The sequence below is a fragment of the Streptomyces sp. PH10-H1 genome (assembly GCF_030063355.1).
In the GTDB taxonomy this organism is placed as follows: Bacteria; Actinomycetota; Actinomycetes; order Streptomycetales; family Streptomycetaceae; genus Actinacidiphila.
Genome location: NZ_JASISZ010000010.1, coordinates 34147 through 59097 on the forward strand (window position 1 = coordinate 34147; position 24951 = coordinate 59097).

Below are 24951 nucleotides of genomic sequence, written 5' to 3' on the forward strand. Positions count from 1 at the left end.
AACACAGCAATGTGCCGTTACTACTCACGGGTTCTGCGAATTTCAGCACGTCATGGGGGTGCTAGCCAAACGTCGTACGGAGTGCAACGAACGATCGAACGGGGCTATATAAATAAGGCATAAGCTCAATGAGGGGGCAAACCGCACCGTTCGCATCACCCCTACGGAACCAGTCGAGCGCGGGGGGTGTTCATCGCACGCTGATTCTCTGTCGAAACGTTATGAACGCAAGAACCGGCCGTGTCAAAAGACACAGCCGGTCCTGGAGGCAACTGCCGAACTGGAGAGCTTACTTGAGCCGCGCCAGCAGTGCGTGCTCCACGAGTGTGATCAGCGCGGACTTGGCCTCGCCGCGATGGCGGGCGTCCGTGGTGATGATCGGTGCCTCGGGCCCGATCTGCAACGCCTCGCGGACTTCCTCGGGGCGGTAGGGCTGGTGCCCCTCGAAACCGTTGAGGGCGACAACGAACGGCAGGCCGCTGTTCTCGAAGTAGTCGACGGCCGGGAAACAGTCCGCCAGCCGCCGGGTGTCGACCAGGACGACGGCGCCGATCGCGCCACGCACCAGGTCGTCCCACATGAACCAGAAGCGGTCCTGGCCCGGTGTACCGAACAGGTACAGGATCAGGTCGTCGTCGAGGGTGATACGGCCGAAGTCCATCGCCACCGTGGTGGTCGTCTTGTCCTGGACGTGGCTGAGGTCGTCGATTCCGGCCGACGCGGAGGTCATGACGGCCTCCGTGCGCAGCGGGTTGATCTCCGAGACCGCGCCGACGAACGTGGTCTTGCCCACGCCGAAGCCGCCCGCCACCACGATCTTGGCCGAGGTGGTGGACCGGGCCACAGGCGGGCCATAAGCCGCCTGAGGTTGCGGTCTAGAGCTTGCGAAGTCCACTGAGCACCCTTTCGAGCAGTGTCACATCAGGCTGTCCGCCGGCCTCGCCACTGCCCGGCTGGTGAATAGCGACCATGCCGGCCTCTGCGAGGTCGGCCACGAGAATGCGGGCCACACCGAGCGGGAATCCCAGCAGCGCCGAGATCTCGGCGACCGACTTGATCTCCCGGCAGAGGTGGCAGATCCGCTGGTGTTCGGGAAGAAGTCCCTGGTACTGGCCCGGATCGGCCGAGGTGCTGACCAACGCCTCGATGGCGAGCTGGTAGCGCGGCCGGGTCCGGCCACCGGTCATGGCGTACGGCCGCACCAGCGGCTGGTCGCCTTCAACCCCGTACGGCGCGTGGTGGGACGCGCCGTACGGGCCCGGCGAGGCGGGTGGCGGGGTCATGAGGGTCCTCCGTGTCCGGGCAATGCGGTCGCGGTGCAGGAAGTACGCGTTGTCTGGTGAAGCGTGGTCAATGCATCAGGCTGCCTTGCAGTTCCGAGCGGAGGTCGGGGGTGAGGACGGTCCCGGTCCGGTCGACGAGCAGTGCCATTTCGTAGCCCACGAGGCCGATGTCGCATTCGGGGTGGGCGAGTACGGCGATGGAGGAGCCCTCGGAGACGGACATGATGAAGAGGAAACCGCGTTCCATCTCCACGACGGTCTGGTTGACCGCGCCGCCTTCGAAGATGCGGGAGGCTCCGGCGGTGAGCGAGGTCAGGCCGGAGGCGACGGCGGCGAGCTGGTCCGCGCGGTCGCGAGGGAAGCCCTCGGACATCGCGAGCAGCAGGCCGTCGGCGGAGACCACCACCGTGTGGGACACCCCAGGGGTGTTGTCCACGAAGTTGGTGATCAACCAGTTCAGATTCTGTGCCGCCTGGCTCATCGCACTCAACTAACGCTCCTGGTTATTCGTGCCGAAGCCCCGGCCGTCGGTGTTGCCATTGCCTGCCTCGCGGCCCTGCTGGATGCCGCGCCGGAGGTTCGTCAGCCGCCCGCGCACATCATCGGGCGCCCGGGAGACCTGCGGGCCGCCCTGCGGGGCCGCCTGGGGGGTGGCCCCGCCCGCGACCAGGTTGGCCTTGGGTACGCGACGGGGCAGCCCGGAAGGGGTCACCCCGCCCGCCGACGGCTCGCGGACCTGCTCGGCCCGCTGCCGGAGTTCATCGTTGGGCGAAGTGCGCCAGTTCGGCGTCTCGCGGGGCATCGGCTGCGTCGGCTGGGCCGGCGCGGCCGGCCGCTGCGGTGCGGCGGACGGAGCCGGCGCGGGCTGCTCGGCCCGCGCCCGCTGGGGCTGCTGCTGCACCGGCAGCGGCTGCTGGGGCTGGGACGGCTGCGCAGCCGGCCGGGGCTGCGGCGCCGCGGGACGGGCCGGAGCCGCGGGCGCTGCGGGCGCCGCCGCCGCGCTCTCGACGTGCACCTGCTGCATCCGCTCGGCCTGACCGGTACGGAACCAGTCGGACTCGATCGCTGCGAAGATCGGCGTCGGCTCGTCACCGCGCGACGGGGCCGGCGGCAGCGCCATCGGCTCCGAGACCGGCGGCAGTTGCGGCTCGGTGCCTCGGTTGGGCTGCCGGTTGGCCTGCTGCTGGAACCCCTGCTGCTGGTTGCCCTGCTGCGGGTAACCCTGCGGCTGTCCCGGCTGTCCCTGCGGTCCCGACTGGTTGCCGGCGAACCCGCCGTCGGCCGGGGATCCGCCGCGCTGCGGCAGACCCTGCCGGTCCTGGGACGGGACGCGCTGGCCCGGGTACGGCTCGGCCTGCGGCCGGCCGTTGACCGGGGGCGTACCGGGCACCGGGAACTGGCCGGTGTCGCTGCCGTTCGGGTAGTCGCTGCCACGGGGACCGCTCTGCGGGCCGCCCGGCAGCGGGAACTCGCCGGTTCCGCTGTTACCCGGGTTGCCGGGACGCGGGAACTCACCGCTGGGGGAGCCCGGCTGGTGCGCGTCGGGGCGTGCTCCGCCGCGTACCGGGTTCGGGCCCTGCGCTCCGCCGAACACGTCGGAACGGAAGCCGCCGGGTCCCGCGTCCTGCGCCGTGGGCGCCGGGTAGTGGTTCGGGGACGGGGCGAACGGGTCGCCGAGCGGCAGCCCCGCGTCCTGCCGGGAGCCCGCACCGGGACCGGCATTGGGGCGCTGGTAGTCGCCACGCGGCTGCGGGGACACCGGACGGCCGCCGGGCGGCGGACCGTCGAAGTCGGGGCGCTCGAACCGGGCGGTGGACTCCACGTCCTCGTGGCCGCGCGGAGTGTCCTGCGAGGGGCTGCGGTCGCCGGAGCCGCCGGGGGGCGGCGGGGGGAAGCCCTGCGGGGGCCCGCCGCGCTGCGGCTGGCCCTGCTGCGGCTGGCCGTCGCCCTGGGCCCAGCTCGGACCGGACGGCTGCGGCTGGCCCTGAGGCTGGCCGTTCTGGGGGGCACCACCCGCGCGGCGTGCGCCCGAGCCGGGAGCACCCGGGCCGCCGGGACCGCCTGCCGGGCCGGAGTTCAGTGCCGGGCGCGGTCCGGTGCCCGCGACCTGGCCGCGTTGCGGCGGCCGGCCGACCTGTCCCGCGGGACCGGCGGCGGCGCCGAAGGCGTTGGTGGCGGAGGCGCCGGGCCCGTTGGGGGTACCGGGCATGCCCGTGGCGATGGGGCCGCGCTTGCCGGCGGCCGCGTTCTTGGCGTTCTGGCCGCCCTGCGTGACGTCCACCGGCAGCATGACGAGCGCGGTGGTGCCGCCGGAGTCCGACGGGCGCAGCTGGATACGGATGCCGTGTCGCAGCGACAGCCGGCCGACCACGAACAGGCCCATGCGGCGCGAGACCGAGACGTCCACGGTCGGCGGGTTGGCGAGGCGCTCGTTGATGTCCGACAGGTCCTCGGGCGAGAGCCCGATTCCCGTGTCGTGGATCTCGATCAGCACCCGGCCGTCCGGCAGCGCGTGGCCGGTGACCTTCACCTTGGTCTGCGGGGAGGAGAACGAGGTGGCGTTCTCCAGCAGCTCGGCGAGCAGGTGGACGAGGTCGTTGACGATACGGCCGGTGACCTCGGCGGCGGGCACCGAGGTGAGCTCGATGCGCTCGTACTGCTCCACCTCGGAGGCCGCGGCGCGCAGCACGTCGACCAGCGGGACCGGGCGGGTCCAGCGGCGGCCCGGCTCCTCGCCCGCGAGGACGAGGAGGTTCTCGCCGTTACGGCGCATACGGGTCGCGAGGTGGTCGAGCTTGAAGAGGCTGGACAGCTGGTCCGGGTCCGCCTCGCGGCTCTCCAGCTCGGAGATGAGCGAGAGCTGGCGCTGGATGAGGCCCTGGCTGCGGCGCGAGAGGTTGGTGAACATCGCGTTGACGTTGCCTCGCAGCAGCGCCTGCTCGGCGGCGAGCCGGACGGCCTCGCTGTGGACCTCGTCGAACGCGCGGGCCACCTGGCCGATCTCGTCACGGCTGTGGATACCGATCGAGACGACGGAGGTGTCGACGTCCTGCGGGTCGGACTCCGACAGCTGCTTGACCAGCTCGGGCAGCCGCTTCTGGGCGACGTCCTGGGCGGTGTCCTGCAGGCGGCGCAGCGAGCGGATCATCGAGCGGGCCACGATGAAGGCGCCGACGACGGCGACACCGAGGACGATCAGGATGATCGCACCGTCGATGATCGCCTGGCGCTGGGCCTCGCCACGCAGTTTGAGGGCCTGCTGCTGCATCTCGTTGAGCAGCGACCGCTCGATGTTGGTCATCGCCTGGATCTTGCTGCGGGCGGCGTCGTCCCAGTCGCGGTACGTGGCGCCGGTGGCGGCGAAGGTGTCGATGCCGTGCTGCGAGTTGAGGATCCGCGTCGCGTTGGTGTCGTGGTTCTTGATCGTGTCGTTGCCGCCCTCGAGGGGCGCCATGAGCTCGACGGCGTCGGCGCCGCCGTAGATCTTCCCGAACCGGGTGAGCGCGGTCTTCTCGGACTGGGCGGCGGCCTTGGCGTACTGCCAGTCGTTCTCGGAGAGCGAGGCACCGGCCTGCGGGGCGAGCGCGGCGCTGATCACCGCACGCTGGATGGACTCGAACTCCTTGGCCGAGGAGAACGCGGCCAGCGCGCGGGTGCTGCGGATCATCTCCTGGTTGCTGGTCGCCTGCGCCATGTCCTGGGACAGCGAGAGCAGCGACTGGATGAGCGAGTCGTACTTGTTGACCGTCAGCGCGATGTACTGCGGCTGCGTGTAGGCCTGGTCACGGATCTCGTTGATGCCGCCCAGCTGCTGCTCGATGGCGAGCAGGGTGGAACGGACACCGACGAAGACCTGGTCGTTCGGGTCGACGTCGTCGGTGGTGCTCTGGAACAGCTTGCGGAAGCGGTCGGTCGCCTCCCGGGAGGCCCCGACGGCGTCGTCGCTCTTGCCGGTGCCCGAGGACATCGGTCCCGCGGAGCGGTCCCGCTCCTCCTGCAGCGCACCGGCGAGGTCGGTGGCGTGCTCGGTGATCTGGGTGAGCTGCTTCATGTGCTCGAGCTGGGTGATGTTGTCCAGCGAGCTCGAGATACGCAGCGCACCGAGCGAGGTCGCGGCGACCACCGGCAGGGCGAGCAGTGAGATCAGACGGGTGCTGATCCGCCAGTTGCGCATGGCTATTCGGGGGCCCGGCTTGCCGACGCCGCCCGTGATCCGGCCGGCGTCGATGCCGCTGTGCGTGGTTGAGCGTCCGGCGGCCGCGGTGTTCACGGCGTCGTCGGATCGCTGCGGCGACGGACCGCTGTTGGCTCCGCCGGGCTGCTCCGGGTCGCCCGCAGCGCCGCTGTCCCTCTTGAAACGTCCCTGCACTAGCGTCGCAACCTCTGGACCAGGCGTCCCCCGCACGTGCGGCGGGACGGTGTCGAGTCATGGGGGCCCCGGTCACCCCGGAGTAGGGATGAACCGACGATGCCCTTCACCGCCGCTCGATGCTCGAACGCGCCCCCTGACGCGCTGGCTCGATAGATGTGGCGGTCCGGGGAATTCCAGCACAGTGCAGGATCTCCAACAAGGCCCGCAGCCCAGTCAGTGGAATGAGTGACTGGATGCAGTGGTCCGAGCACGGAGCGTCTAGGTCCGTTTCGGAGAAAGCCCGCGATTCTGGAACTTTTGGGCACCACAGGACGGTCCGGGCAGGCTGACCCGGTCGTTCCGGAGCGGGGGGTAACGTCCGGGAACCGCCGCAATGTCCGCTTCGGTTGCCGGGATGGGGCGTCCGATTAGGGCTGTATGTCGGGTAGTTCGTGAGCAAAATCACAACAGGATCGTTGCCTGGGTCACGGAAATCGGGGAACTGTCGCCACTAGCCTGGATCTTTACGCAAGGCAGCGTGCTGTAAACCAGGGAATCCGCAGACCCGCGCCCGACCGGGCGCCTCAACCCCCCGAGGCCCAGACACCACATGAAGACCACCATGCTGTTCCGTCCGATCGCCAACCCGCGCCGCACGACCCTCATGCACCTCAAGGATGCCGAGGAGCTGCAGGCCCCGGTGATCGCGGCCGAGGACGTCATCATGGAGGCGCTGCCGCAGCAGACCGCCAACCCGCGCCGCACGATCCTCATGGACGCGCCCACCGCCTGATCGCACGTTCCGATCGCCGGCAGGGCAGGGCGGGAAGCACGGGGCGGGAAATCGGCGGGGAGCGCCCGGGGCCTCACGTTAATCTGGAGCAATCCAGTCTTCGGCCAGTGAGGGGCAGCAGCTTCCCGTGCGCATCGCCAGGTTCTCCATCGACGGCAATGTCGCCTTCGGCGCGGTCGAGGGCGACGCGACCGTCCCCGACGGCCTCGTCCTCGACATCATCAAGGGCATCCCGTTCGCAGAGTTCGCGCTCTCCGGCACCAAGGTGCCGGTGAGCAAGGTCCGGCTCCTGCCGCCGGTGCTCCCGAACAAGGTCGTCGCCATCGGCCGCAACTACACCGAGCACGCGGCTGAACTGGGCAATGAGGTCCCCACGGTCCCGATCACCTTCTTCAAGCCGTCCACTTCCGTGGTCGGCCCGGGTGACCCGATCGTGTACCCCTCGTTCTCGAACGAGGTGCACCACGAGGCCGAGCTGGCCGTCGTGATCAGCCGGCTGTGCCGCGAGGTCCCGCGCGAACGCGTCAAGGACGTCATCCTCGGATACACCTGCGCCAATGACGTCACCGCACGGGACGCCCAGCGCGCCGAAGGCCAGTGGGCCCGCGCCAAGGGCTTCGACTCCGCGTGCCCGCTCGGCCCCTGGATCGAGACCGATCTCGACCCCTCGGACCTCGCGATCACCGCGACGGTCAACGGCGAGCTGCGCCAGGCCGGACGGACCAGCCAGATGGTCCGCTCCATCGAGGACCTGATCGTGCACATCACCGAGGCGATGACGCTGCTCCCGGGCGACGTCATCCTCACCGGCACCCCCGCAGGCGTAGGACCGCTCAACGTCGGCGACGAGGTCGCCGTCTCCATCGAAGGCATCGGCACTCTCACCAACAAGGTGATCAAGCGTGGCTAGCGCATCCCCCGTACGTGTCCGTTTCTGTCCCTCGCCGACCGGTAACCCCCATGTGGGCCTGGTCCGCACCGCCCTGTTCAACTGGGCCTTCGCCCGGCACCACCAGGGCACTCTGGTCTTCCGCATCGAGGACACCGACGCCGCCCGGGACTCCGAGGAGTCCTACCAGCAGCTGCTCGACTCGATGCGCTGGCTCGGCTTCGACTGGGACGAGGGCCCCGAGGTCGGCGGCCCGCACGCCCCGTACCGCCAGTCCGAGCGGATGGACATCTACGCGGACGTCGCGAAGAAGCTCCAGGACGCCGGCCACGCCTACGACTGCTACTGCACCACGCCCGAGCTGGACGCCCGCCGCGACGCCGCCCGCGCCGCCGGCCGGCCCTCGGGCTACGACGGCCACTGCCGTGACCTCACCGGTGACCAGGTGGCGGCGTACAAGGCCGAGGGCCGCACCTCGATCGTCCGCTTCCGGATGCCGGACGCGCCGGTCACCTTCACCGACCTGGTGCGCGGCGAGCTGACCTTCACCCCGGAGAACGTGCCCGACTTCGGCATCGTCCGGGCCAACGGCAAGCCGCTCTACACGCTGGTCAACCCGGTCGACGACGCGCTGATGGAGATCACCCACGTGCTGCGCGGCGAGGACTTGCTGTCCTCCACCCCGCGGCAGATCGCCCTCTACGGCGCCCTCGCCGCGATCGGCGTCGGCAACGGCACCACCCCGGCCTTCGGCCACCTCCCGTACGTCATGGGCGAGGGCAACAAGAAGCTCTCCAAGCGCGACCCGGAGGCCTCGCTCAACCTGTACCGCGAGCGCGGCTTCCTGCCCGAGGGGCTGCTGAACTACCTGTCGCTGCTCGGCTGGTCGCTGGCCGAGGACCGGGACCTGTTCTCGATGGACGAGATGGTCGCCGCCTTCGACATCAAGGACGTCAACGCCAACCCGGCGCGCTTCGACCTCAAGAAGTGCGAGCACATCAACGCCGAGCACCTGCGCATGCTGGACGTGAAGACGTTCATGGCGGCCTGCACCCCGTGGCTGAAGGCCCCGTTCGCGCCCTGGGCGCCCGAGGCGTTCGACCAGGCGGCCTTCGAGGAGATCGCCCCGCACGCCCAGACCCGCCTCACCGTCCTCTCGGACATCACAGCCAATGTCGACTTCCTCTTCCTCGATGAGCCCGTGCGGGACGAGGCGTCCTGGCAGAAGGCGATGAAGGAGGGCTCCGACGCCCTGCTGCGCACCGCCCGCGCCAAGCTCGCCGACGCCGAGTGGGCGGCCGAGCCGCTCAAGGCCGCCGTTCTGGCGGCCGGCGAGGAGCACGGCCTGAAGCTCGGCAAGGCCCAGGCGCCGGTCCGCGTCGCGGTCACCGGCCGCACGGTCGGCCTGCCGCTCTTCGAGTCCCTCGAGGTGCTGGGCCGGGAGCGCACCCTGGCCCGTATCGACGCCGCCCTGGCCGAACTCGCCGCCTAGCGCCGTGACCGGCCGTCTTTCGGCCGCGTAGTCCTCGAGCGCCGTACGGGCTGAATTCAGCCCGTACGGCGCTTTTCGGCGTCCGGCGCCGCGACCGGGTGCGGGAGTTCCCGGGTGAGCCGCTGAGCGGCGCTGAGGCGCCGGAGTGGTTCCAGCGCCATGTGTCGCACTTCGAGGCCGCCTGGGGCCTGTTCCCGGACACCTTGCCCGTGCTGGAGGTGCTGGCGCCCGGCTGCCGGAAGGGAGTCCTGTCGAATTCCAGCGCTGCCCACCAGGAGCGCAAGCTGCGCACGCCGGGACAGCGGCACCACTTCGAGGTGCTGCTCCGCGCGGCCGAGGTGGGCGTCGGCAAGCCCGCCGCCGGGGCGTTCCTGGCGGGCTGCGCGGCGCTGGGCCCGCCGCCGGCCGAGGTGGCGTACGTGGACCGGGCCGCTGGCCGCGAATACCGGTTTTGGAGCCCCGTCTCCCATCGGGTAATGTTCTTCCTGCGCCGCCCAAGCGGGCCGAAAGGCCAGGCGGGGCAGCGCAACATCAAACAAACCCCCAGCAGGGGGTTGTGTTTTGGTGGGGTATGGTGTAATTGGCAACACGAGGGTTTCTGGTTCCCTTATTCTAGGTTCGAGTCCTGGTACCCCAGCGCAATACCAAACAAGTGCGAGCCCCCGTTGTGTAGCGGCCTAGCACGCTGCCCTCTCACGGCAGTAGCGCCGGTTCGAATCCGGTCGGGGGTACAGATCCTTCTCTCCGTCGCCTTCGGGTCGCACCCGGCCGTGACGATGCAGGATCGCTAGGGCCCCCGTTGTGTAGCGGCCTAGCACGCTGCCCTCTCACGGCAGTAGCGCCGGTTCGAATCCGGTCGGGGGTACTTGACACACCATGGGGTATGGTGTAATTGGCAGCACGAGGGTTTCTGGTTCCCTTAGTCTAGGTTCGAGTCCTGGTACCCCAGCGCAGTAACGTATGGCAAAGCAAGTGCGAGCCCCCGTTGTGTAGCGGCCTAGCACGCTGCCCTCTCACGGCAGTAGCGCCGGTTCGAATCCGGTCGGGGGTACGTAAGGAAGAGGCCCTCCGCAACAGCGGAGGGCCTCTTCCCGTTTCCCGCCGGTCCGGCCGGCTTTCCCGCCGGTCCGGCCGGCCTCGTAGGACCGTCTCAACCGCCCGCGCCGAAGCGGCGGTTGGACTCCTCGGCCTCCGCCAGCCGGCGCAGGCTCAGCAGCACCGGCTCGTAGAGCACGGTGAGCGCGACGGCCGCCTCGACCTGTTCGAGGGGGGTGGTGAACTCCTCGACGAGATCCAGGTCGGCGACGGCCAGTTGGGCCGCGGACCGGGCGTACGGTGCCAAGTGCCCGGCGTCGCAGGGGTATCCGAGCCGGGCCAGCGCGGCCACCGCCGCCACGAGCGTCCGCCAGGCGGGAGAACTGTCGCCCACGTCCCGGCATTCGGACCAGCCGAGCCGCTCCATGAGCAGTCCCACCTCCTGCCGCGCGATGACGGTCGCCGGATCGTCCTCGTCCGGCTCCGGACCGTGCGGCAGCGCCCGTACGGCCGCACCCAGCCGCATGTTCTGGTCCAGTGACTCGTCCTCGACGGCGGCCAGCACCTGGCGCGCGGTGGCGACCGGCATCTTGCCGACCTGGATCAGGGCGCGCACGAGGCGCAGCCGCCGCAGGTGGTCGTCGCCGTACTCGGCCTGGGTGGCGGTGATCCGGCGGCCCGGGGGCATCAGCTGCTCCCGCAGGTAGTACTTGATCGTCGCGGCGGGCACTCCGCTGCGCTCACTCAATTGCGCCAGCCGCATCCTCTTGCGCCCTTCTTTGGATAGTGGCACTATCCAAACATGGATAGTGCCACTATCCAATACGTCGAGGCCGGGGGATCCACCATGACTGCCAAGCCGATCGAGGGCCGGACCACCGCCGACGCCGGGGGCGAGGTGATCGTCTTCATCATCGGGATGCGGATCAACAACTTCCTGGCCGTGCGCAGCTGGTGGCCGGTGTTCACCGCGATGCCGCGCATGCTGAAGGAACTGTCGGGGGAGAAGGGCAGCGGCCTGCTGGGTTTCCGGGGCCGGCCCGGATTCCCGCGCGTCTTCGAAGTGATCCAGTACTGGGAATCGCGCGAGAAACTGCTCGCCTACGCGTCGGACCAGAACGGCGAGCACCGCCCCGCGTGGGCGGCCTTCAACCGGCGTGCGCGGGCCGGCAAGAACAAGGTCGGCTTCTTCCACGAGACCTATGTCGTGCCCGTCGGCGGCCATGAGTCGATCTACGTCAACATGCCGGAGTACGGCCTGGGCGAGGCCACCGGTGTGGTCCCGGTGGGCCGGCGGGGCGAGAGCGCCGCGGACCGCCTGGCGTACCGGGCGGGCTGACAGCCACGGCGACGCCTGCGGGCGGATGACCATGCACGGACGCCGGGGGCCTGGACCGGGCCCCCGGCGTCCGTGCGTGCCGGGATGGTGCGGGTCCGCGGTCGGCCGCGTCAGCCGTTGCGGCGCAGCGCCTCCGAGAGCCGTCCTGCGGCGTCGATGACGGCCTGGGCGTGCATCCGGCCCGGGTGCCGGGTCAGCCGCTCGATCGGTCCGGAGACCGAGACGGCGGCGACCACCCGGTTCGAGGGCCCGCGGACCGGCGCGGAGACCGAGGCGACGCCCGGCTCGCGCTCGCCGATGGACTGGGCCCAGCCCCGGCGCCGTACGCCGGACAGCGCGGTGGCCGTGAAGCGGGCGCCCTGAAGGCCGCGGTGCAGCCGTTCGGGCTCCTCCCAGGCCATCAGCACCTGGGCCGCCGAGCCGGCCTTCATCGGCAGCGTGGAGCCGACCGGCACGGTGTCCCGCAGTCCGGACAGCCGTTCCGCCGCGGCCACACAGATCCGCATATCGCCTTGGCGGCGGTAGAGCTGGGCGCTCTCGCCGGTCACGTCCCGCAGATGCGTGAGCACCGGGCCGGCCGTGGCCAGCAGCCGGTCCTCACCCGCCGCGGCGGCGAGTTCCGAGAGCCGGGGGCCGAGGATGAAGCGGCCCTGCATGTCACGGGCGACCAGCCGGTGATGTTCGAGCGCGACCGCGAGGCGGTGCGCTGTGGGGCGGGCGAGGCCCGTGGCTCCGACAAGCCCGGCCAGGGTGGCCGGGCCGGACTCCAGCGCGCTGAGCACCAGAGCCGCCTTGTCGAGAACGCCGACGCCGCTAGAGTTGTCCATGCAACGATATTCGCGTCTCACACTGTGAAACGCAAGTTCAATTTTCCGGCGCAGCCGTCAGGCTTGGGGGCACACGGCCGGGACGGCGTCCGGAGCGAGGGGACCGGACGGCGCCACATCAGACGAGTAGGCCGGCGGCGACGCCGGTCGGAGGGACAGCGATGGGTAGGACACTCGCGGAGAAGGTCTGGGACGACCATGTCGTCCGGCACGCCGAGGGCGAGCCCGACCTTCTCTACATCGATCTGCACCTGCTGCACGAGGTGACCAGCCCGCAGGCGTTCGACGGCCTGCGGTCGAACGGTCGCGTGGTGCGGCGGACCGATCTGACCATCGCCACCGAGGACCACAACACCCCGACCCTCGACATCGACAAGCCGATCGCCGACCCGGTCTCGCGCACCCAGCTGGAGACGCTGCGCAAGAACTGCGCGGAGTTCGGCGTCCGGCTGCACCCGCTGGGCGATGTCGAGCAGGGCGTCGTCCACGTGGTGGGACCGCAGCTGGGCCTGACCCAGCCCGGCACCACCGTGGTCTGCGGTGACAGCCACACCTCCACGCACGGCGCCTTCGGCGCGCTCGCGTTCGGCATCGGCACCAGCCAGGTCGAGCACGTACTGGCCACTCAGACCCTGCCGCTGGCCCGCCCCAAGACCATGGCGATCACCGTGGGCGGCGCACTGCCGGCCGATGTCACCGCCAAGGACCTGATCCTCGCGATCATCGCGAAGATCGGCACCGGCGGCGGCCAGGGCTATGTCATCGAATACCGCGGCCCGGCCATCGAGAACCTGTCGATGGAAGCCCGGATGACCGTCTGCAACATGTCGATCGAGGCGGGCGCGCGGGCCGGCATGATCGCCCCCGACCAGACCACGTTCGACTACCTCGCGGGCCGCGACCACGCGCCGGCGGGCGAGGACTGGGACGCCGCCGTGGCGTACTGGAAGACGCTGCGCACCGACGACGACGCGGTCTTCGACCACGAGGTCTACATCGACGGCACGTCGCTGGCGCCGTTCGTCACCTGGGGCACCAACCCCGCCCAGGGCGCCCCGCTGAGCGCCTCGGTGCCGGACCCGGCCTCGTACGACGACCCCAGCGACCGGCTGGCCGCCGAGAAGGCCCTGGAGTACATGGGACTTCACGCAGGTCAGCCGCTGCGTGAGGTCAAGGTCGACACCGTATTCGTCGGTTCGTGCACCAACGGCCGGATCGAGGACCTGCGCGCCGCCGCGTCGATCGTCGAAGGCCGGCGGGTGGCCGAAGGCGTCCGCATGCTGGTCGTCCCCGGCTCGGTGCGGGTCGCTCTGCAGGCCGTCGCGGAGGGCCTGGACAAGGTCTTCACCGAGTCCGGCGCCGAATGGCGGCACGCCGGGTGCTCGATGTGCCTGGGCATGAACCCCGACCAACTCGCGCCTGGTGAGCGCTCCGCGTCCACCTCCAACCGCAACTTCGAAGGACGGCAGGGCAAGGGCGGCCGTACCCACCTGGTATCGCCGCAGGTCGCCGCCGCTACGGCGGTACTCGGGCACCTCGCTTCGCCCGCGGACCTGACCGACGCCGACGCCCGTACCGCTGTGGAGGCCTGACAACGATGGAAGCTTTCACCACACACACCGGCCGGGCCGTACCGCTGCGCCGCGGCAACGTCGACACCGACCAGATCATCCCGGCCCACTGGTTGAAGAAGGTCACCCGCAACGGCTTCGAGGACGGGCTCTTCGAGGCCTGGCGCAAGGACGAGACGTTCGTCCTCAACCTGCCCGAGCGGGCGGGTGCGACCGTGCTGGTCGCCGGCCCCGATTTCGGCACCGGCTCGTCCCGCGAGCACGCTGTGTGGGCGCTGCAGAACTACGGCTTCAAAGCCGTCGTCTCGTCCCGCTTCGCTGACATCTTCCGGGGCAACTCGCTCAAGAACGGCCTGCTCACGGTCGTGCTGCCGCAGGAGACCGTCGAGCGGCTCTGGAAGCTGACCGAGGCCGACCCGACCGCCGAGGTCACCGTAGATCTGGTCGCCCGCGAGGTGCGCGCCGAGGGCATCACCGCCGCGTTCGAGCTGGACGACAACGCCCGCTGGCGGCTGCTGGAGGGGCTGGACGACATCAGCCTGACGCTCGCCAACGAGGGCGACATCACCACCTACGAGGCCGGGCGCCCGGCGCACAAGCCGAGCACCGTTCAGCTCTGAGGGCCCTCAGCCGGCTCCCAGCAGGGATTTCGAAGCGCCTTCCGCCGTCCGCGGAGGGCGCTTCGGCATGCCCGCACCACCGTATTGGCCCTGTCGGGCGAGACATTGGCCCTGTCGTGCGTGACAACTCACCGCAGATGGCACAATCGGCATATGGATCGCGATGGCCAACTCGAGCTCTACGGGGTCCTCGCAGCGCGACTCAAGGAGGCGCACGCACGCGTCGCAAATCTCCAAGTGCCCGATGACGTAAGGCTGCAGTTGAACCGGAAACTCCTCGTCGTGACCGCCGCGGCCAAGCATGATCTCGCAGGTGCGGCACGGCGTCTGGACGCCTTGATGAGGGAGCTCGACGAGGGCGGATTTCTTGATCGAGGAACTGTCTGAGAGCCGAGTTCGTTGCGGCACAAGGGTGATTCGCCCGTTTCGTATTTGATTTGCGGTATATATCCGCCTAACGTGCGAAAAAGCCCGTACTCATTCGCCGGGCAAAGTTTCCGAAGGGGAAGACGTGAACAAGGCGCAGCTCGTAGAAGCGATTGCCGACAAGGTGGGCGGTCGTCAGGCCGCCGCGGACGCGGTTGACGCGGTTCTCGACGCGATCGTCCGCGCGGTCGTCTCCGGCGACCGGGTATCGGTCACCGGATTCGGTTCGTTCGAGAAGGTCGATCGTCCCGCCCGCTACGCCCGCAACCCCCAGACCGGGGAGCGGGTCCGGGTCAAGAAGACCTCCGTTCCGCGTTTCCGCGCGGGGCAGGGCTTCAAGGACCTGGTCAGCGGGGCCAAGAAGCTCTCGAAGACCGAGGTCGCGGTCAAGAAGGCCCCCAAGGGCAGCCTGAGTGGCGGGGCTTCCACCCGCACCACCGCCAAGGCCGCGGCCAAGAAGGCCACCGCCAAGAAGGCCACGGCGGCGAAGAAGGCCGTGACCGCCAAGAAGGCAGCCCCCGCGAAGAAGACGGTGACCGCCAAGAAGGCCTCCCCGGCCAAGAAGGCGACGCCGGCCAAGAAGGCCGCCACCGCGAAGAAGGCCGCCACCGCCAAGAAGGCGACCGCCAAGAAGACCGCCCCGGCCAAGAAGGCCACGGCGAAGAAGGCGCCGGCGAAGAAGACCGCCGCGCGCAAGTCCCCTGCGAAGCGGGTCATCAAGAAGTAGTCCCACCCGCAGGCCGCGACGGGCCGGGCTCCCTTTGGGGAGCCCGGCCCGCGCCGTTTCCCGGACTGGGGCGGCCGTGGTGCCGGTGGCTGTGTCTGTGGTGCCTGTGCCTGTGCCTGTGGCGACTGTGGCGGTGATGTGCGGCCAGGGGCCGTTACGCCCGGGGCGCCTGGGGATCCGCGAAGGTCTGCAGCGTCAGGAAGACCACCCGGCGGTCGTCGCCGTCCCCTTCGGTGCGGATCCGCACCCGCTGGCCCGGCCGCAGCAGCCGCAGGCCGCCCGCGTCGAAGGCCGCCGCGTCGAAGGGCAGCGGAGTCCCGTCGTCGAGCAGCACACTGCCGCCACGGGTCCCTGGGTCGTATGTGTACGCGGTCGCCTGCATGTCCCGCAGCCTAGTGAACATCCCGGCCGTCGGGACATCGTCGGGACACCGTTCGGTCGGGACACCGTTCAGTCGGGACACCGTTCAGTCCGTGATCAGCAGCTCCGCGGCGACGTCCGCGGTGCGCGGGCCGACCCCCAGGGCGAGGGCCACCCGCAGATCGGCGAGGGTGTCGACGTCCTGGCGCACGGAGTCCACGCCGCGCAGCGTGATCTCCCTTGCGCCGGAGGCGCGGTGCCGGGCCCGGGAGGCACCGCCGAACGCCGGTGCGAGGTCATGACCCGGCGGCGCGGTGAGCAGCGTGGTGCCGATCGCCGCCGCATCGGCCAGAAATGCCCTCCCTGGGGCTCGCGCGGCGGCATTGAGCACCGCGGACAGCTCGGCGGGGCGCAGGGCCGGGAGATCGGCGTTCAGAGCCGCTACGGCCGCGTCGGGGCCGACCGCCCGGATGCGGTGCCCGCCGTATGCGAGGGCCGCGTTGAGTCCCGCCGCCGGGGAGTCGGGGACGATCCGCGCCCCCAGGGCGGCCAGTTCCGCCGCCGCCAGCGGATCGTCGGTGACAACGGTCACGCTCCGTACCTCCGCGCAGGCCAGCGCGGCTGCCACCGTGTCCTGGGCGAACGCCAGCGCCAGCCCCGGCCGTACCGGCCCCGCCGACGGCGCCAGCCGGCTCTTGGCCACGGCGAGCGGCTTCAGCGGTACGACGAGAGACCACATGACGGGAGCGGACACCGAACCATTGTGCGGGCCCCGCCCGCGCGGCCGAGACCGGTCCGCCGCCGCGGGCTTGGCCCGTTCTCATTCCCCAGGGGCGCGCCCTTCGGCTCACCTGCCCCCTCTGCCGGCGGTTCGCCTCCGGGCGCGTCAATCCCCTGCCGACGCTCCTCGGCGCTGCGCCCCTTCGTTCCTCAGGGGCTTGGCCTCGTCGCTTTCGGCAGGGGCGCGCCCTTCGGCTCACCTGCCCTCTCCGCCGGCGGTTCGCCTCCGGGCGCGTCAATCCCCTGCCGACGCTCCTCGGCGCTGCGCCCCTTCGTTCCTCAGGGGCTTGGCCTCGTCGCTTTCGGCAGGGGCGCGCCCTTCGGCTCACCTGCCCTTGGCGTTACGGTGTGCGTACCGGCGACACTTGTGCGGCTGCACTGGTGCCGCCCCGTGCAATGAGGAGGAAGTTCTGGTGTCCCGCCGCAGAATCGGCTTCTGGTACCGGCTCGCAGCCGTCATCGCGAAACCGCCGCTTCTTGTCTTCTTCAAGCGGGACTGGCGGGGAATGGAGCACATTCCGGCCGACGGTGGATTCATCACGGCGGTCAACCACAACTCTTACCTCGACCCGCTGTCGTACGGCCATTTCCAGTACAACACCGGGCGGGTGCCGAGGCTGCTCGCCAAGGCCGGGCTCTTCAAGATCTTCTTTGTCGGCACGATGCTGCGCGGAACGGGCCAGATTCCGGTGTACCGGGAGTCCACCGACGCCGCCAACGCGTTCCGCGCCGCCGTCGACGCGATCAACTCCGGCGAATGCGTCGCCTTCTATCCGGAAGGCACTCTGACCCGTGATCCCGGCCAGTGGCCGATGGTCGGCAAGACCGGCGTCGCCCGGGTCGCGCTGCTCACCAGGGCGCCGGTCGTCCCCGTCGCGCAGTGGGGCGCCAACGAGGCGATGCCGCCGTACGCCAAGGGCAAGAGGCTGGAGCTCTTCCCCCGCAAGACCCTGCGGGTCCTGGCCGGCCCGCCCGTCGACCTGACACGGTTCTACGGGCTGGAGCCCACCGCCGAGGTGCTGCGCGAGGTCACCGACGTGATCATGGCGGAGATCAGTGAACTGCTCGGGGTACTGCGCGGCGAGCGCGCGCCCGCCGAGCGCTACGACCCGCGCCAGGCCGCCCGCGTCCGCCGCGCGGTGAAGGCCGACAGGGCCGAGATGGCCCGCAAGGCCGAGAAGGCCCGCAAGGCCGAGAAGGCCGGGAGCATCGTGCAGCAGCCCGTGAAGAATCCGACGGATCAGCAGGAGGATGCGTAAGTGACCACGCGCTGCGCGGTGTACGGAACCGGCTCATGGGGCACGGCTTTCGCGATGGTGCTGGCCGACGCCGGCTGCCAGGTGACGATGTGGGGCCGCCGCCCCGAACTCGTCGCCGCCATCAACACCACCCACACCAACCCGGACTACCTTCCGGGTATCCAGCTCCCGCCGGGCGTCCGGGCCACCACCGACCCCGCCGAGGCCGCCCGCGACGCCGAGTTCGTATTCCTCGCCGTGCCGTCGCAGACGCTGCGCGGCAACCTGGCCGAGTGGGCGCCGCTGTTCCCGCCGGACTCCGTGCTGGTCAGCCTGATGAAGGGGATCGAACTCGGCACGACCAAGCGGATGAGCGAGGTCATCGAGGAGGTCGCCAAGGTCGGCCCCGACCGGGTCGCCGTGCTGTCGGGACCCAATCTCGCCAAACCGATCGCCGCCCGTCAGCCCGCCGCCTCCGTGGTCGCCTGCCAGGACGAAGTGGTCGCCAAGCGGCTGCAGAAGGCCTGTCATACCGCGTATTTCCGCCCGTACACCAACACCGACGTGATCGGCTGCGAACTCGGCGGCGCCGTCAAGAACGTGATCGGCCTCGCCGTCGGCATCGCCGACGGCATGGGCCTGGGCGACAACACCAAGGGCTCGCTGATCACCCGGGGGCTGGCCGAGACCACCCGGCTCGGCATCGCGCTCGGCGCCGACCCGCTCACCTTCTCCGGCCTGGCGGGCCTCGGCGACCTCGTCACCACCTGCTCGTCGCCGCTGTCGCGCAATCACACCTTCGGTACGAACCTCGGGCGCGGGATGACGCTCGCCGAGACCATCGCCGCCACCAGCCAGACCGCCGAGGGCGTGAAGTCCTGCGAGTCGGTGGCCGATCTGGCCCGCCGGCACGGTGTCGACATGCCGATCACCGAGACCGTCGTGGACATCGTGCACAACGGGAAACAACCCGTCGTCGCCCTCAAGGAGCTGATGTCCCGCTCCGCGAAGCCGGAACGGTAAGGTCAACGCGACATGAGCAACCTGCCTTCTTTCCAGAGCCCTGACCACCGGATTCGCAAGCCGCGGGTCGCCGTCGTCTTCGGCGGGCGCAGTTCCGAGCACGGGGTGTCCGTGGTCACCGCGGCCAGTGTGCTGCGCTCGATCGACCGCTCGAAGTACGACGTGCTTCCCATCGGGATCACGGCCGACGGCCGCTGGGCGCTGACCAGCGACGATCCGGACCGGATGGCGATCACCGACCGCCGGATGCCGACCGTCGAGCAGGTCACCGACCATGACGGCACCGTCGTGCTCCCGGTCGACCCGGCCAGCCGCGAGGTCGTCTACACGGAGCCCGGAGCGGTCCCCAAGGTCCTCGGCGAGGTCGATGTCGTCTTCCCCGTGCTGCACGGCCCGTACGGCGAGGACGGCACCCTGCAGGGCCTGCTGGAGCTGTCCGGCGTGCCCTACGTGGGCGCCGGCGTGCTCGCGTCGGCCGTCGGCATGGACAAGGAGTACATGAAGCGGGTCTTCATCTCCTTCGGACTGCCGGTCGGTCCCTACCTGGTGATCCGCCCCCGCGCATGGGAGAACGACCAGGCGTCGGCCCGCAGGAACATCGTGGACTTCGCCGCGGAACACGGCTGGCCGCTCTTCGTGAAGCCCGCCCGCGCCGGTTCGTCGATGGGCATCAGCAAGGTCGACGACCCGTCCGGTCTCGATGAGGCGATCGAAGAGGCCAGGCGCCACGACCCCAAGGTCATCATCGAGTCGCTGCTGCGCGGCCGGGAGATCGAATGCGGCGTCCTGGAGTTCGAGGACGGGCCCCGCGCCAGCGTCCCTGCCGAGATCCCGCCGGTCACCGCGCACGCCTTCTACGACTTCGAGGCCAAGTACATCGACTCGGCCGAAGGCATCGTGCCGGCGCCGCTCACCCCCGAGCAGACCGCCGAGGTCCAGCGGCTCGCCGTCCAGGCCTTCGACTCGGTCTCCTGCGAGGGCCTGGTCCGCGCGGACTTCTTCCTGCTCGACAGCGGAGAGTTCGTGATCAACGAGATCAACACGATGCCCGGCTTCACGCCCATCTCGATGTACCCGCGGATGTGGCAGGAGACCGGGGTGAGCTACCCGGAGCTGGTGGACCGGCTGATCCAGGCCGCGCTGCGCCGCCGTACCGGGCTGCGCTGACGCTGGATCGGGTCAGAGCTCGTTCGGGATCGTCTTCTTGACGGCGTCGGCGAGGTCGGTGAGGGGACCGACGTCGCCGGCGTACTTCTTGGGGAGGGTGACCTCGACGTACGTCTTGCGGAGCGTGGTGGTGAGCTTGAAGCTCCCGTCGCCCTGGGCCTGGATCAGCCAGCCGACACCGTTCACCTCCACCGAGTCCGCGCTGGAATCGTTCATCGCCTCCGGCCGCGGCACCCCGCAGCGCAGCACGATCGCCGGATCGCCCCACCCGGCGGTGAAGTCGGACGCGGGCCTGAGACCATGCACGCCGAGTCCATTGACCGAGTGCGGCAGATCCCTGTGCAGCGCACGGCAGTAGACGGCGGCCCGCGCGTCCGGAGCCGGTACGGGTGTCCCATCGACCGGACCGGCTGCGGAAACGAAGACCGCCGCCGCGGACAAGCACGCGACGGCGGCAACGGAAATCAGCGCGAACCGGCGAAAAGCTATCACCGGACGAGCATAGTCGGGGGCTACAGATGGACGACGGGACAGGTCAGAGTACGGGTGATCCCGTCCACCTGCTGTACCTTCGCGACCACCATGCGGCCCAGGTCGTCGACCGTTTCTGCCTGGGCCCGGACGATGACGTCGTAGGGACCGGTGACGTCTTCGGCCTGAAGAACGCCGGAGATCTTCGCAATCGTCTCCGCTACTGCCGAGGCCTTCCCAACCTCGGTCTGGATCAAGATGTACGCCTGTACCACGGAACCTCCAGGGCGGCTTCGAGGATCATGTGGGAGGGGGGACGCCACGTTATCGCGTCACCGCACGGCGCGGGGAGACCCGCGCGGTACCGAGCACTCGCTTTGAGCGGAATCTCCAGGGGAATGACGACGTGAAAGGGACAAACAGATGAAGGGGACCGTGGGCGAGTTGGGGGAGTTCGGGTTGATCAGGGAGTTGACCTCCCGGCTCACGACCACTCCCAATGTACGCCTGGGGCCGGGGGACGACGCCGCGGTGGTGGCGGCGCCGGACCGCCGGGTGGTCGCCACCACCGATGTGCTGCTCGAAGGGCGGCACTTCCGGCGTGACTGGTCCACCGCCTATGACGTCGGCCGCAAGGCCGCGGCGCAGAATCTCGCGGACATCGCCGCGATGGGCGCGGTGCCCACCGCCGTCCTGCTGGCCCTGGTCGTCCCGGCGGAGCTGCCGGCCACCTGGCCGATCGAGCTGATGGACGGGATCCGGGACGAGTGCCAGGTCGCGGGTGCCGCGGTGGTCGGCGGCGACGTGGTGCGCGGCGACACGATCACGGTCGCGATCACCGCTCTCGGCGACCTCTGCAACCGCGAGCCCGTCACCCGGTCCGGCGCCCGGCCCGGCGACGTCATCGCGGTGACCGGCTGGCTGGGCTGGTCGGCGGCCGGACTCGCGGTGCTGTCGCGCGGCTTCCGCTCGCCGCGTGCCTTCGTCGAGGCGCACCGGCGGCCCGAGCCGCCGTACCACGCGGGCCCGGCGGCCGCCGAGCTCGGCGCCACCGCGATGACGGACGTCAGCGACGGCCTGGTGGCCGACCTCGGCCACATCGCGACGGCCAGCGGGGTGCTGATCGATCTGAAGTCCGCTGACATCGACGTGCCGGCGCAGATGTCCGACATCGGGCAGGCGGTCGGCGTGGACCCGCTGCACTGGGTGCTGACCGGGGGAGAGGACCACGCGATCGTCGCGGCCTTCCCGCCCGACGTGAAGCTTCCGGCCCGCTGGCGGGTGATCGGCGAGGTGCTGAAGGCACCCGGCACCCCGCAGGTCACCGTGGACGGCGCGGCCTGGGACAAGGCCGGCGGCTGGGACCACTTCGGCGACGCCTCGGGACTCGGCGGCGAGGAATAGGGCCTGTCCGACGGATCATGAACGGGGACTAGATTCACCGGTATGCGTATACCTCCGCCGTCCGCGCCGCTGCCTGCGCCGCTGCCTGCACGGCCGCCGCGGGTGCTCACCGTCGCCGGATCCGATTCCGGCGGCGGTGCGGGCATCCAGGCCGACCTGAAGACGATGCTGGCACTGGGCGTGCACGGCATGAGTGTGGTGACGGCGGTCACCGCGCAGAACTCGCTGGGCGTCCAGGGGGCCTGGGAGCTGCCCGTGGCGGCCGTCCGCGCGCAGTTCCGCAGCGTGGTGGACGACATCGGCGTCCAGGCCGTCAAGACCGGGATGCTCTCCTCGGCCGCGATCGCCGCCGAGGTGGCCGGTCTGCTGGCGGATGTCGGCGTCCCGGTGGTCGTCGACCCGGTCGGCATCTCCAAGCACGGGGACTCCCTGCTGGCGGCCGAGGCCCTGGAGACCGTCCGCACCGCGCTGCTGCCGGTGGCCACCGTCGCCACCCCGAACCTCGACGAGGTCACCCAGCTGACCGGCGTCGTCGTGGACGGTGAGGCCGCGATGCACGGGGCGGCGGAAGCGGTGCTGGCGTACGGGCCGCGCTGGGTCCTGATCAAGGGCGGGCATCTCGAGGGCGACGCCGTGGACCTGCTCTCCGACGGCTCGCGGGACCTCTGGTTCCGCGCCGCACGGCACGACAACCGGCACACCCACGGCACCGGCTGCACCCTCGCCAGCGCCATCGCGTCGTTCCTGGCGCTGGGACTCGACGTGCCGGAGGCGGTGGGCGCGGCCAAGGAGTACATCACGGGCGCCATCGCGGCCGGATTCCCGCTGGGCGGTGGTATCGGCCCGGTCGACCACGCCTGGCGTCAGCGCCCGTGAGTCAGCGCCGGCAGGTCGGCACCCGTGAGCGACGCTGAGAACGCAAGAAAACCGGTCCACCCTGAGGTGGACCGGCTTCGAGTAGCCGCAAGGCTGCGCTGCTACGACGTGTACGCGTCAGCGCGAGACCTTACCGGCCTTGATGCACGAGGTGCAGACATTGAGGCGCTTCGGCGTCCGACCGACCACAGCACGCACCCGCTGGATGTTGGGGTTCCAACGACGGGGTGTACGGCGGTGCGAGTGCGAAATAGCGTTGCCGAAGCCCGGCCCCTTGCCGCAGACGTCGCAGTTGGCAGCCACGGGTCACTCCAAAGACTTCGAGATGCACTTACAGTGAAAAGCCCGGGAGACTCCCGGACAACCGGAGCAGCATACAACGACCACTCCCGGACAACGAAACTACCATGGTTACGAGGTCCCCCGTTCCGGGCCGACTGCCGCCGTGATCGGGGTCACGGCTACTCTCACCTGCAGCAGTCTCCGTTTCCGGTGTCCCGCAGGAGGACTTGGTGCCGCACACGCTCGACGCTTCCGCGGTGCGCGCGTGGTGCCGACTGGCCCTCCAGGCGCTGGGCCGGGCCCGCGAGGAGATCGACGCGATCAACGTCTATCCGGTCGCCGACGGGGACACCGGCACCAATCTGTATCTGACGATGGAATCCGCCGCGCAGTCCGTCGAGGCGGTATTCGACGGTCACGGCGCCTCCGGTGCCCGGCCCGACCTCGCCCAGGCCTTCGGCGCCATGGCCCACGGCGCCCTGATAGGAGCCCGCGGCAACTCCGGCACCATCCTCGCGCAGCTGCTGCGCGGCATGACGGAGGTCCTCACGGAGGGCGGCAGCGACGCGGAACTGCTGCGCAGGGCACTGCGCAGGGCCGCCGGATCCGCGTATCTGGCGGTCGCCCACCCCGTCGAGGGCACGATGCTCACCGTCGCCACCGAGGCGGCCGGCGCCGCGGAACGCCATGAGGGCGGGCTGGTGGCCGTCGCGAGAGCCGCCCACGAGGGTGCTCGCATCGCGCTCGCGGCCACCCCGGGGCAGCTCGACGTGCTCGACCGGGCCGGCGTCGTGGACGCGGGCGGGCGCGGGCTGGTGGCGGTGCTCGGCGCGCTCGTCGACGCGCTCTCCGGCGAGGTGCCGATGGGGCCGCTGGCCGACTACGCGACCGCCGTCCCGTACGGCTGCGGCGGGAGCGAAGGACCCGACCCCCACATCGTCCCCGGCGGCCCCGCCTTCGAGGTGATCTACCTGCTGGAGGCGGCGGACGCCGCCCTGCCCGCTCTGCGCGGCCGCCTGGACGGCCTCGGGGACTCCCTGGTGGTCGTCGGCGGCGACGGACTGTGGAACGTCCACGTCCACGTGGACGACGCGGGAGCCGCCATCGAGGCCGGAATCGAGGCCGGCCGCCCCTACCGGATCCGGGTCACCCACTTCGGCGACCAGTCCCGCGACCGGCCCGACACCGAGGCCGACACCCGCGCCCGCCCGGCCTCCGGTGCCCGGCACCAGGAGCCGGACAGCGTGAGGCCGCGAGAGCGCGTGCGGCGCGCGGTCGTCGCCGTCGTACGGGGCGACGGGCTGGCCGAACTCTGCGCGCAGGCCGGCGCGACCGTCGTCGCCGTACGGCCCGGCGACCCGCCCGCCAGCGGTGAGATCGCGGCCGCGATCCGCCGGGCGAACGCCCGCGAGGTGGTGCTCCTCCCGAACGACGCGGAACTGCGGCACGCCGCGGGCGTCGCCGCGGACCGGGCCCGAGCCGACGGCGTACGGGTCGCCCTCATCCCCACCCGCTCCCCGGTCCAGGGCATCGCCGCGCTCGCCGTCCACGAGCCCGCACGGCGCTTCGACGAGGACGTCGTCGCCATGACCTCGGCGGCCGGCGCCACCCGCTACGCCGAACTGGCCGTCGCCGAGCACCAGTCCTGGACCATGGCCGGCATCTGCCAGGCCGGCGACGTCCTCGGCCTGATCGACGGCGATGTCGCGGTCATCGGCGGAAACCTCGTCGAGACCGGCACCATCGTCCTGGACCGGATGCTCGCCGCGGGCGGCGAGATGGTCACCCTCGTCCTCGGCGCCGACGCCCCGCCGGATCTCGCGGACCGCATCGAGGCCCACGTCCAGGGCAGCCACCTCGCGGTGGACACCGTCGTCTACCAGGGCGGCCAGCAGACCTGCCCGCTGCTCATCGGCGTGGAGTAGCCGTATCCATCGCGGCTTCGACAGCGGCGCGGCCTCCGGGCCAGCCGCTGGGCGCCGACGAATGTCGGTCCC

Annotated in this window: 25 protein-coding genes, 5 tRNA genes and 1 pseudogene; 20 read left to right on the plus strand and 11 right to left on the minus strand. The window is 70.6% G+C overall.

Annotation, left to right across the window (positions count from 1 at the left end; all coding sequences use genetic code 11):
- Positions 1-289: 289 nt before the first annotated feature.
- The 4 genes from QMK24_RS09040 to QMK24_RS09055 all read right to left on the minus strand — a co-directional run bounded on the left by QMK24_RS09040 (position 290) and on the right by QMK24_RS09055 (position 5652).
- Positions 290-895, minus strand: coding sequence for a GTP-binding protein (locus QMK24_RS09040; protein WP_374117340.1), 606 nt, complete (start codon positions 893-895; stop codon positions 290-292).
- Entirely contained in the window at positions 876-1283 is a 408-nt protein-coding gene (locus QMK24_RS09045) for a DUF742 domain-containing protein (RefSeq protein ID WP_283464806.1), read from the minus strand. Before QMK24_RS09045 ends, QMK24_RS09040 begins: the two co-directional genes overlap by 20 nt.
- A 67-nt stretch (positions 1284-1350) precedes the next feature.
- Positions 1351-1764 carry a roadblock/LC7 domain-containing protein gene (locus QMK24_RS09050; protein ID WP_285370762.1) on the minus strand — a complete coding sequence of 138 codons (414 nt, stop codon included), beginning with the start codon at positions 1762-1764 and terminating at the stop codon, positions 1351-1353.
- A 9-nt stretch (positions 1765-1773) separates the two neighbouring features.
- Entirely contained in the window at positions 1774-5652 is a 3879-nt protein-coding gene (locus QMK24_RS09055; protein ID WP_283464807.1) for a sensor histidine kinase, read from the minus strand.
- A gap of 592 nt (positions 5653-6244) precedes the next feature.
- Here QMK24_RS09055 and QMK24_RS09060 point away from each other — a divergent pair.
- From QMK24_RS09060 to QMK24_RS09100, 9 genes and pseudogenes are all read left to right on the plus strand, one after another.
- A complete protein-coding gene (locus QMK24_RS09060; protein ID WP_283464808.1) occupies positions 6245-6427 on the plus strand; it encodes a hypothetical protein in 183 nt (60 codons plus the stop codon).
- Between the two features lie 127 nt (positions 6428-6554).
- A complete protein-coding gene (locus tag QMK24_RS09065; RefSeq protein WP_283464809.1) occupies positions 6555-7337 on the plus strand; it encodes a fumarylacetoacetate hydrolase family protein in 783 nt (260 codons plus the stop codon).
- A complete protein-coding gene (gltX, locus tag QMK24_RS09070) occupies positions 7330-8808 on the plus strand; it encodes a glutamate--tRNA ligase (RefSeq protein WP_283464811.1) in 1479 nt (492 codons plus the stop codon). The genes QMK24_RS09065 and gltX overlap by 8 nt, the downstream gene beginning before the upstream one ends.
- A gap of 98 nt (positions 8809-8906) precedes the next feature.
- A pseudogene (locus QMK24_RS09075) lies at positions 8907-9173 on the plus strand (HAD family hydrolase); the annotation flags it as partial.
- A 200-nt stretch (positions 9174-9373) separates the two neighbouring features.
- Positions 9374-9445, plus strand: a tRNA-Gln gene (locus QMK24_RS09080).
- A gap of 21 nt (positions 9446-9466) precedes the next feature.
- A tRNA-Glu gene (locus tag QMK24_RS09085) sits at positions 9467-9539 on the plus strand.
- A 61-nt stretch (positions 9540-9600) separates the two neighbouring features.
- Positions 9601-9673 (plus strand) — tRNA-Glu (locus QMK24_RS09090).
- A gap of 12 nt (positions 9674-9685) precedes the next feature.
- Positions 9686-9757 (plus strand) — tRNA-Gln (locus QMK24_RS09095).
- Between the two features lie 29 nt (positions 9758-9786).
- Positions 9787-9859 (plus strand) — tRNA-Glu (locus QMK24_RS09100).
- A 99-nt stretch (positions 9860-9958) separates the two neighbouring features.
- Here the strand turns inward: QMK24_RS09100 and QMK24_RS09105 are convergent.
- Complete coding sequence (locus QMK24_RS09105) at positions 9959-10606, minus strand: MerR family transcriptional regulator (protein ID WP_283464812.1); 648 nt, start codon at positions 10604-10606, stop codon at positions 9959-9961.
- A gap of 84 nt (positions 10607-10690) precedes the next feature.
- Between QMK24_RS09105 and QMK24_RS09110 the strand changes: the two genes are divergently transcribed.
- Positions 10691-11182: a DUF4188 domain-containing protein gene (locus QMK24_RS09110; RefSeq protein ID WP_283464942.1), complete on the plus strand. Its 492-nt coding sequence runs from the start codon at positions 10691-10693 to the stop codon at positions 11180-11182.
- Between the two features lie 110 nt (positions 11183-11292).
- Here QMK24_RS09110 and ndgR read toward each other — a convergent pair whose 3' ends face one another.
- The gene (ndgR, locus tag QMK24_RS09115) at positions 11293-12009 is read right to left on the minus strand and encodes an IclR family transcriptional regulator NdgR (protein ID WP_138356489.1); all 717 of its coding nucleotides are present in this window, start codon (positions 12007-12009) and stop codon (positions 11293-11295) included.
- 161 nt (positions 12010-12170) lie between these two features.
- Between ndgR and leuC the strand changes: the two genes are divergently transcribed.
- From leuC to QMK24_RS09135, 4 genes are all read left to right on the plus strand, one after another.
- Positions 12171-13601, plus strand: a complete 1431-nt coding sequence (gene leuC, locus QMK24_RS09120; protein ID WP_283464814.1) for a 3-isopropylmalate dehydratase large subunit — start codon at positions 12171-12173, stop codon at positions 13599-13601.
- Between the two features lie 5 nt (positions 13602-13606).
- Positions 13607-14200 (plus strand): 3-isopropylmalate dehydratase small subunit, encoded by a 594-nt coding sequence (gene leuD, locus QMK24_RS09125; RefSeq protein ID WP_283464815.1) that lies wholly within the window; start codon positions 13607-13609, stop codon positions 14198-14200.
- A 153-nt stretch (positions 14201-14353) separates the two neighbouring features.
- On the plus strand, positions 14354-14587 hold the full coding sequence (locus QMK24_RS09130; protein WP_283464817.1) for an SCO5555 family protein: 234 nt from the start codon (positions 14354-14356) through the stop codon (positions 14585-14587).
- Positions 14588-14711: 124 nt separating this feature from the next.
- Positions 14712-15353, plus strand: a complete 642-nt coding sequence (locus QMK24_RS09135; RefSeq protein ID WP_283464818.1) for an HU family DNA-binding protein — start codon at positions 14712-14714, stop codon at positions 15351-15353.
- Positions 15354-15507: 154 nt separating this feature from the next.
- Here QMK24_RS09135 and QMK24_RS09140 read toward each other — a convergent pair whose 3' ends face one another.
- Both QMK24_RS09140 and cofC read right to left on the minus strand, forming a co-directional pair.
- On the minus strand, positions 15508-15735 hold the full coding sequence (locus QMK24_RS09140; protein ID WP_283464820.1) for a hypothetical protein: 228 nt from the start codon (positions 15733-15735) through the stop codon (positions 15508-15510).
- A gap of 84 nt (positions 15736-15819) precedes the next feature.
- Positions 15820-16452, minus strand: a complete 633-nt coding sequence (cofC, locus tag QMK24_RS09145) for a 2-phospho-L-lactate guanylyltransferase (protein WP_283464944.1) — start codon at positions 16450-16452, stop codon at positions 15820-15822.
- Positions 16453-16906: 454 nt separating this feature from the next.
- On the opposite strand from cofC, the gene QMK24_RS09150 reads away from it, so the two are divergent.
- From QMK24_RS09150 to QMK24_RS09160, 3 genes are read left to right on the plus strand one after another with little or no spacing between them, the layout of a single operon-like run.
- Positions 16907-17752 carry a lysophospholipid acyltransferase family protein gene (locus QMK24_RS09150; protein WP_283464822.1) on the plus strand — a complete coding sequence of 282 codons (846 nt, stop codon included), beginning with the start codon at positions 16907-16909 and terminating at the stop codon, positions 17750-17752.
- Complete coding sequence (locus QMK24_RS09155; RefSeq protein ID WP_283464823.1) at positions 17753-18754, plus strand: NAD(P)H-dependent glycerol-3-phosphate dehydrogenase; 1002 nt, start codon at positions 17753-17755, stop codon at positions 18752-18754.
- A gap of 12 nt (positions 18755-18766) precedes the next feature.
- The gene (locus QMK24_RS09160) at positions 18767-19921 is read left to right on the plus strand and encodes a D-alanine--D-alanine ligase family protein (protein WP_283464824.1); all 1155 of its coding nucleotides are present in this window, start codon (positions 18767-18769) and stop codon (positions 19919-19921) included.
- Positions 19922-19933: 12 nt separating this feature from the next.
- On the opposite strand, the gene QMK24_RS09165 is transcribed toward QMK24_RS09160, so the two are convergent.
- Positions 19934-20413 carry a DUF3515 domain-containing protein gene (locus tag QMK24_RS09165; RefSeq protein ID WP_283464825.1) on the minus strand — a complete coding sequence of 160 codons (480 nt, stop codon included), beginning with the start codon at positions 20411-20413 and terminating at the stop codon, positions 19934-19936.
- A 20-nt stretch (positions 20414-20433) separates the two neighbouring features.
- Positions 20434-20667: an Lrp/AsnC family transcriptional regulator gene (locus QMK24_RS09170; protein ID WP_283464826.1), complete on the minus strand. Its 234-nt coding sequence runs from the start codon at positions 20665-20667 to the stop codon at positions 20434-20436.
- Between the two features lie 148 nt (positions 20668-20815).
- On the opposite strand from QMK24_RS09170, the gene QMK24_RS09175 reads away from it, so the two are divergent.
- Complete coding sequence (locus QMK24_RS09175; protein WP_283464827.1) at positions 20816-21796, plus strand: thiamine-phosphate kinase; 981 nt, start codon at positions 20816-20818, stop codon at positions 21794-21796.
- A 42-nt stretch (positions 21797-21838) separates the two neighbouring features.
- On the plus strand, positions 21839-22672 hold the full coding sequence (gene thiD, locus QMK24_RS09180) for a bifunctional hydroxymethylpyrimidine kinase/phosphomethylpyrimidine kinase (protein WP_283464828.1): 834 nt from the start codon (positions 21839-21841) through the stop codon (positions 22670-22672).
- Between the two features lie 117 nt (positions 22673-22789).
- Here thiD and rpmB read toward each other — a convergent pair whose 3' ends face one another.
- Positions 22790-22975 (minus strand): 50S ribosomal protein L28, encoded by a 186-nt coding sequence (gene rpmB, locus QMK24_RS09185; RefSeq protein WP_138356476.1) that lies wholly within the window; start codon positions 22973-22975, stop codon positions 22790-22792.
- Positions 22976-23184: 209 nt separating this feature from the next.
- Between rpmB and QMK24_RS09190 the strand changes: the two genes are divergently transcribed.
- Positions 23185-24879, plus strand: a complete 1695-nt coding sequence (locus QMK24_RS09190; protein ID WP_283464829.1) for a DAK2 domain-containing protein — start codon at positions 23185-23187, stop codon at positions 24877-24879.
- The last annotated feature ends 72 nt before the right edge of the window (positions 24880-24951 follow it).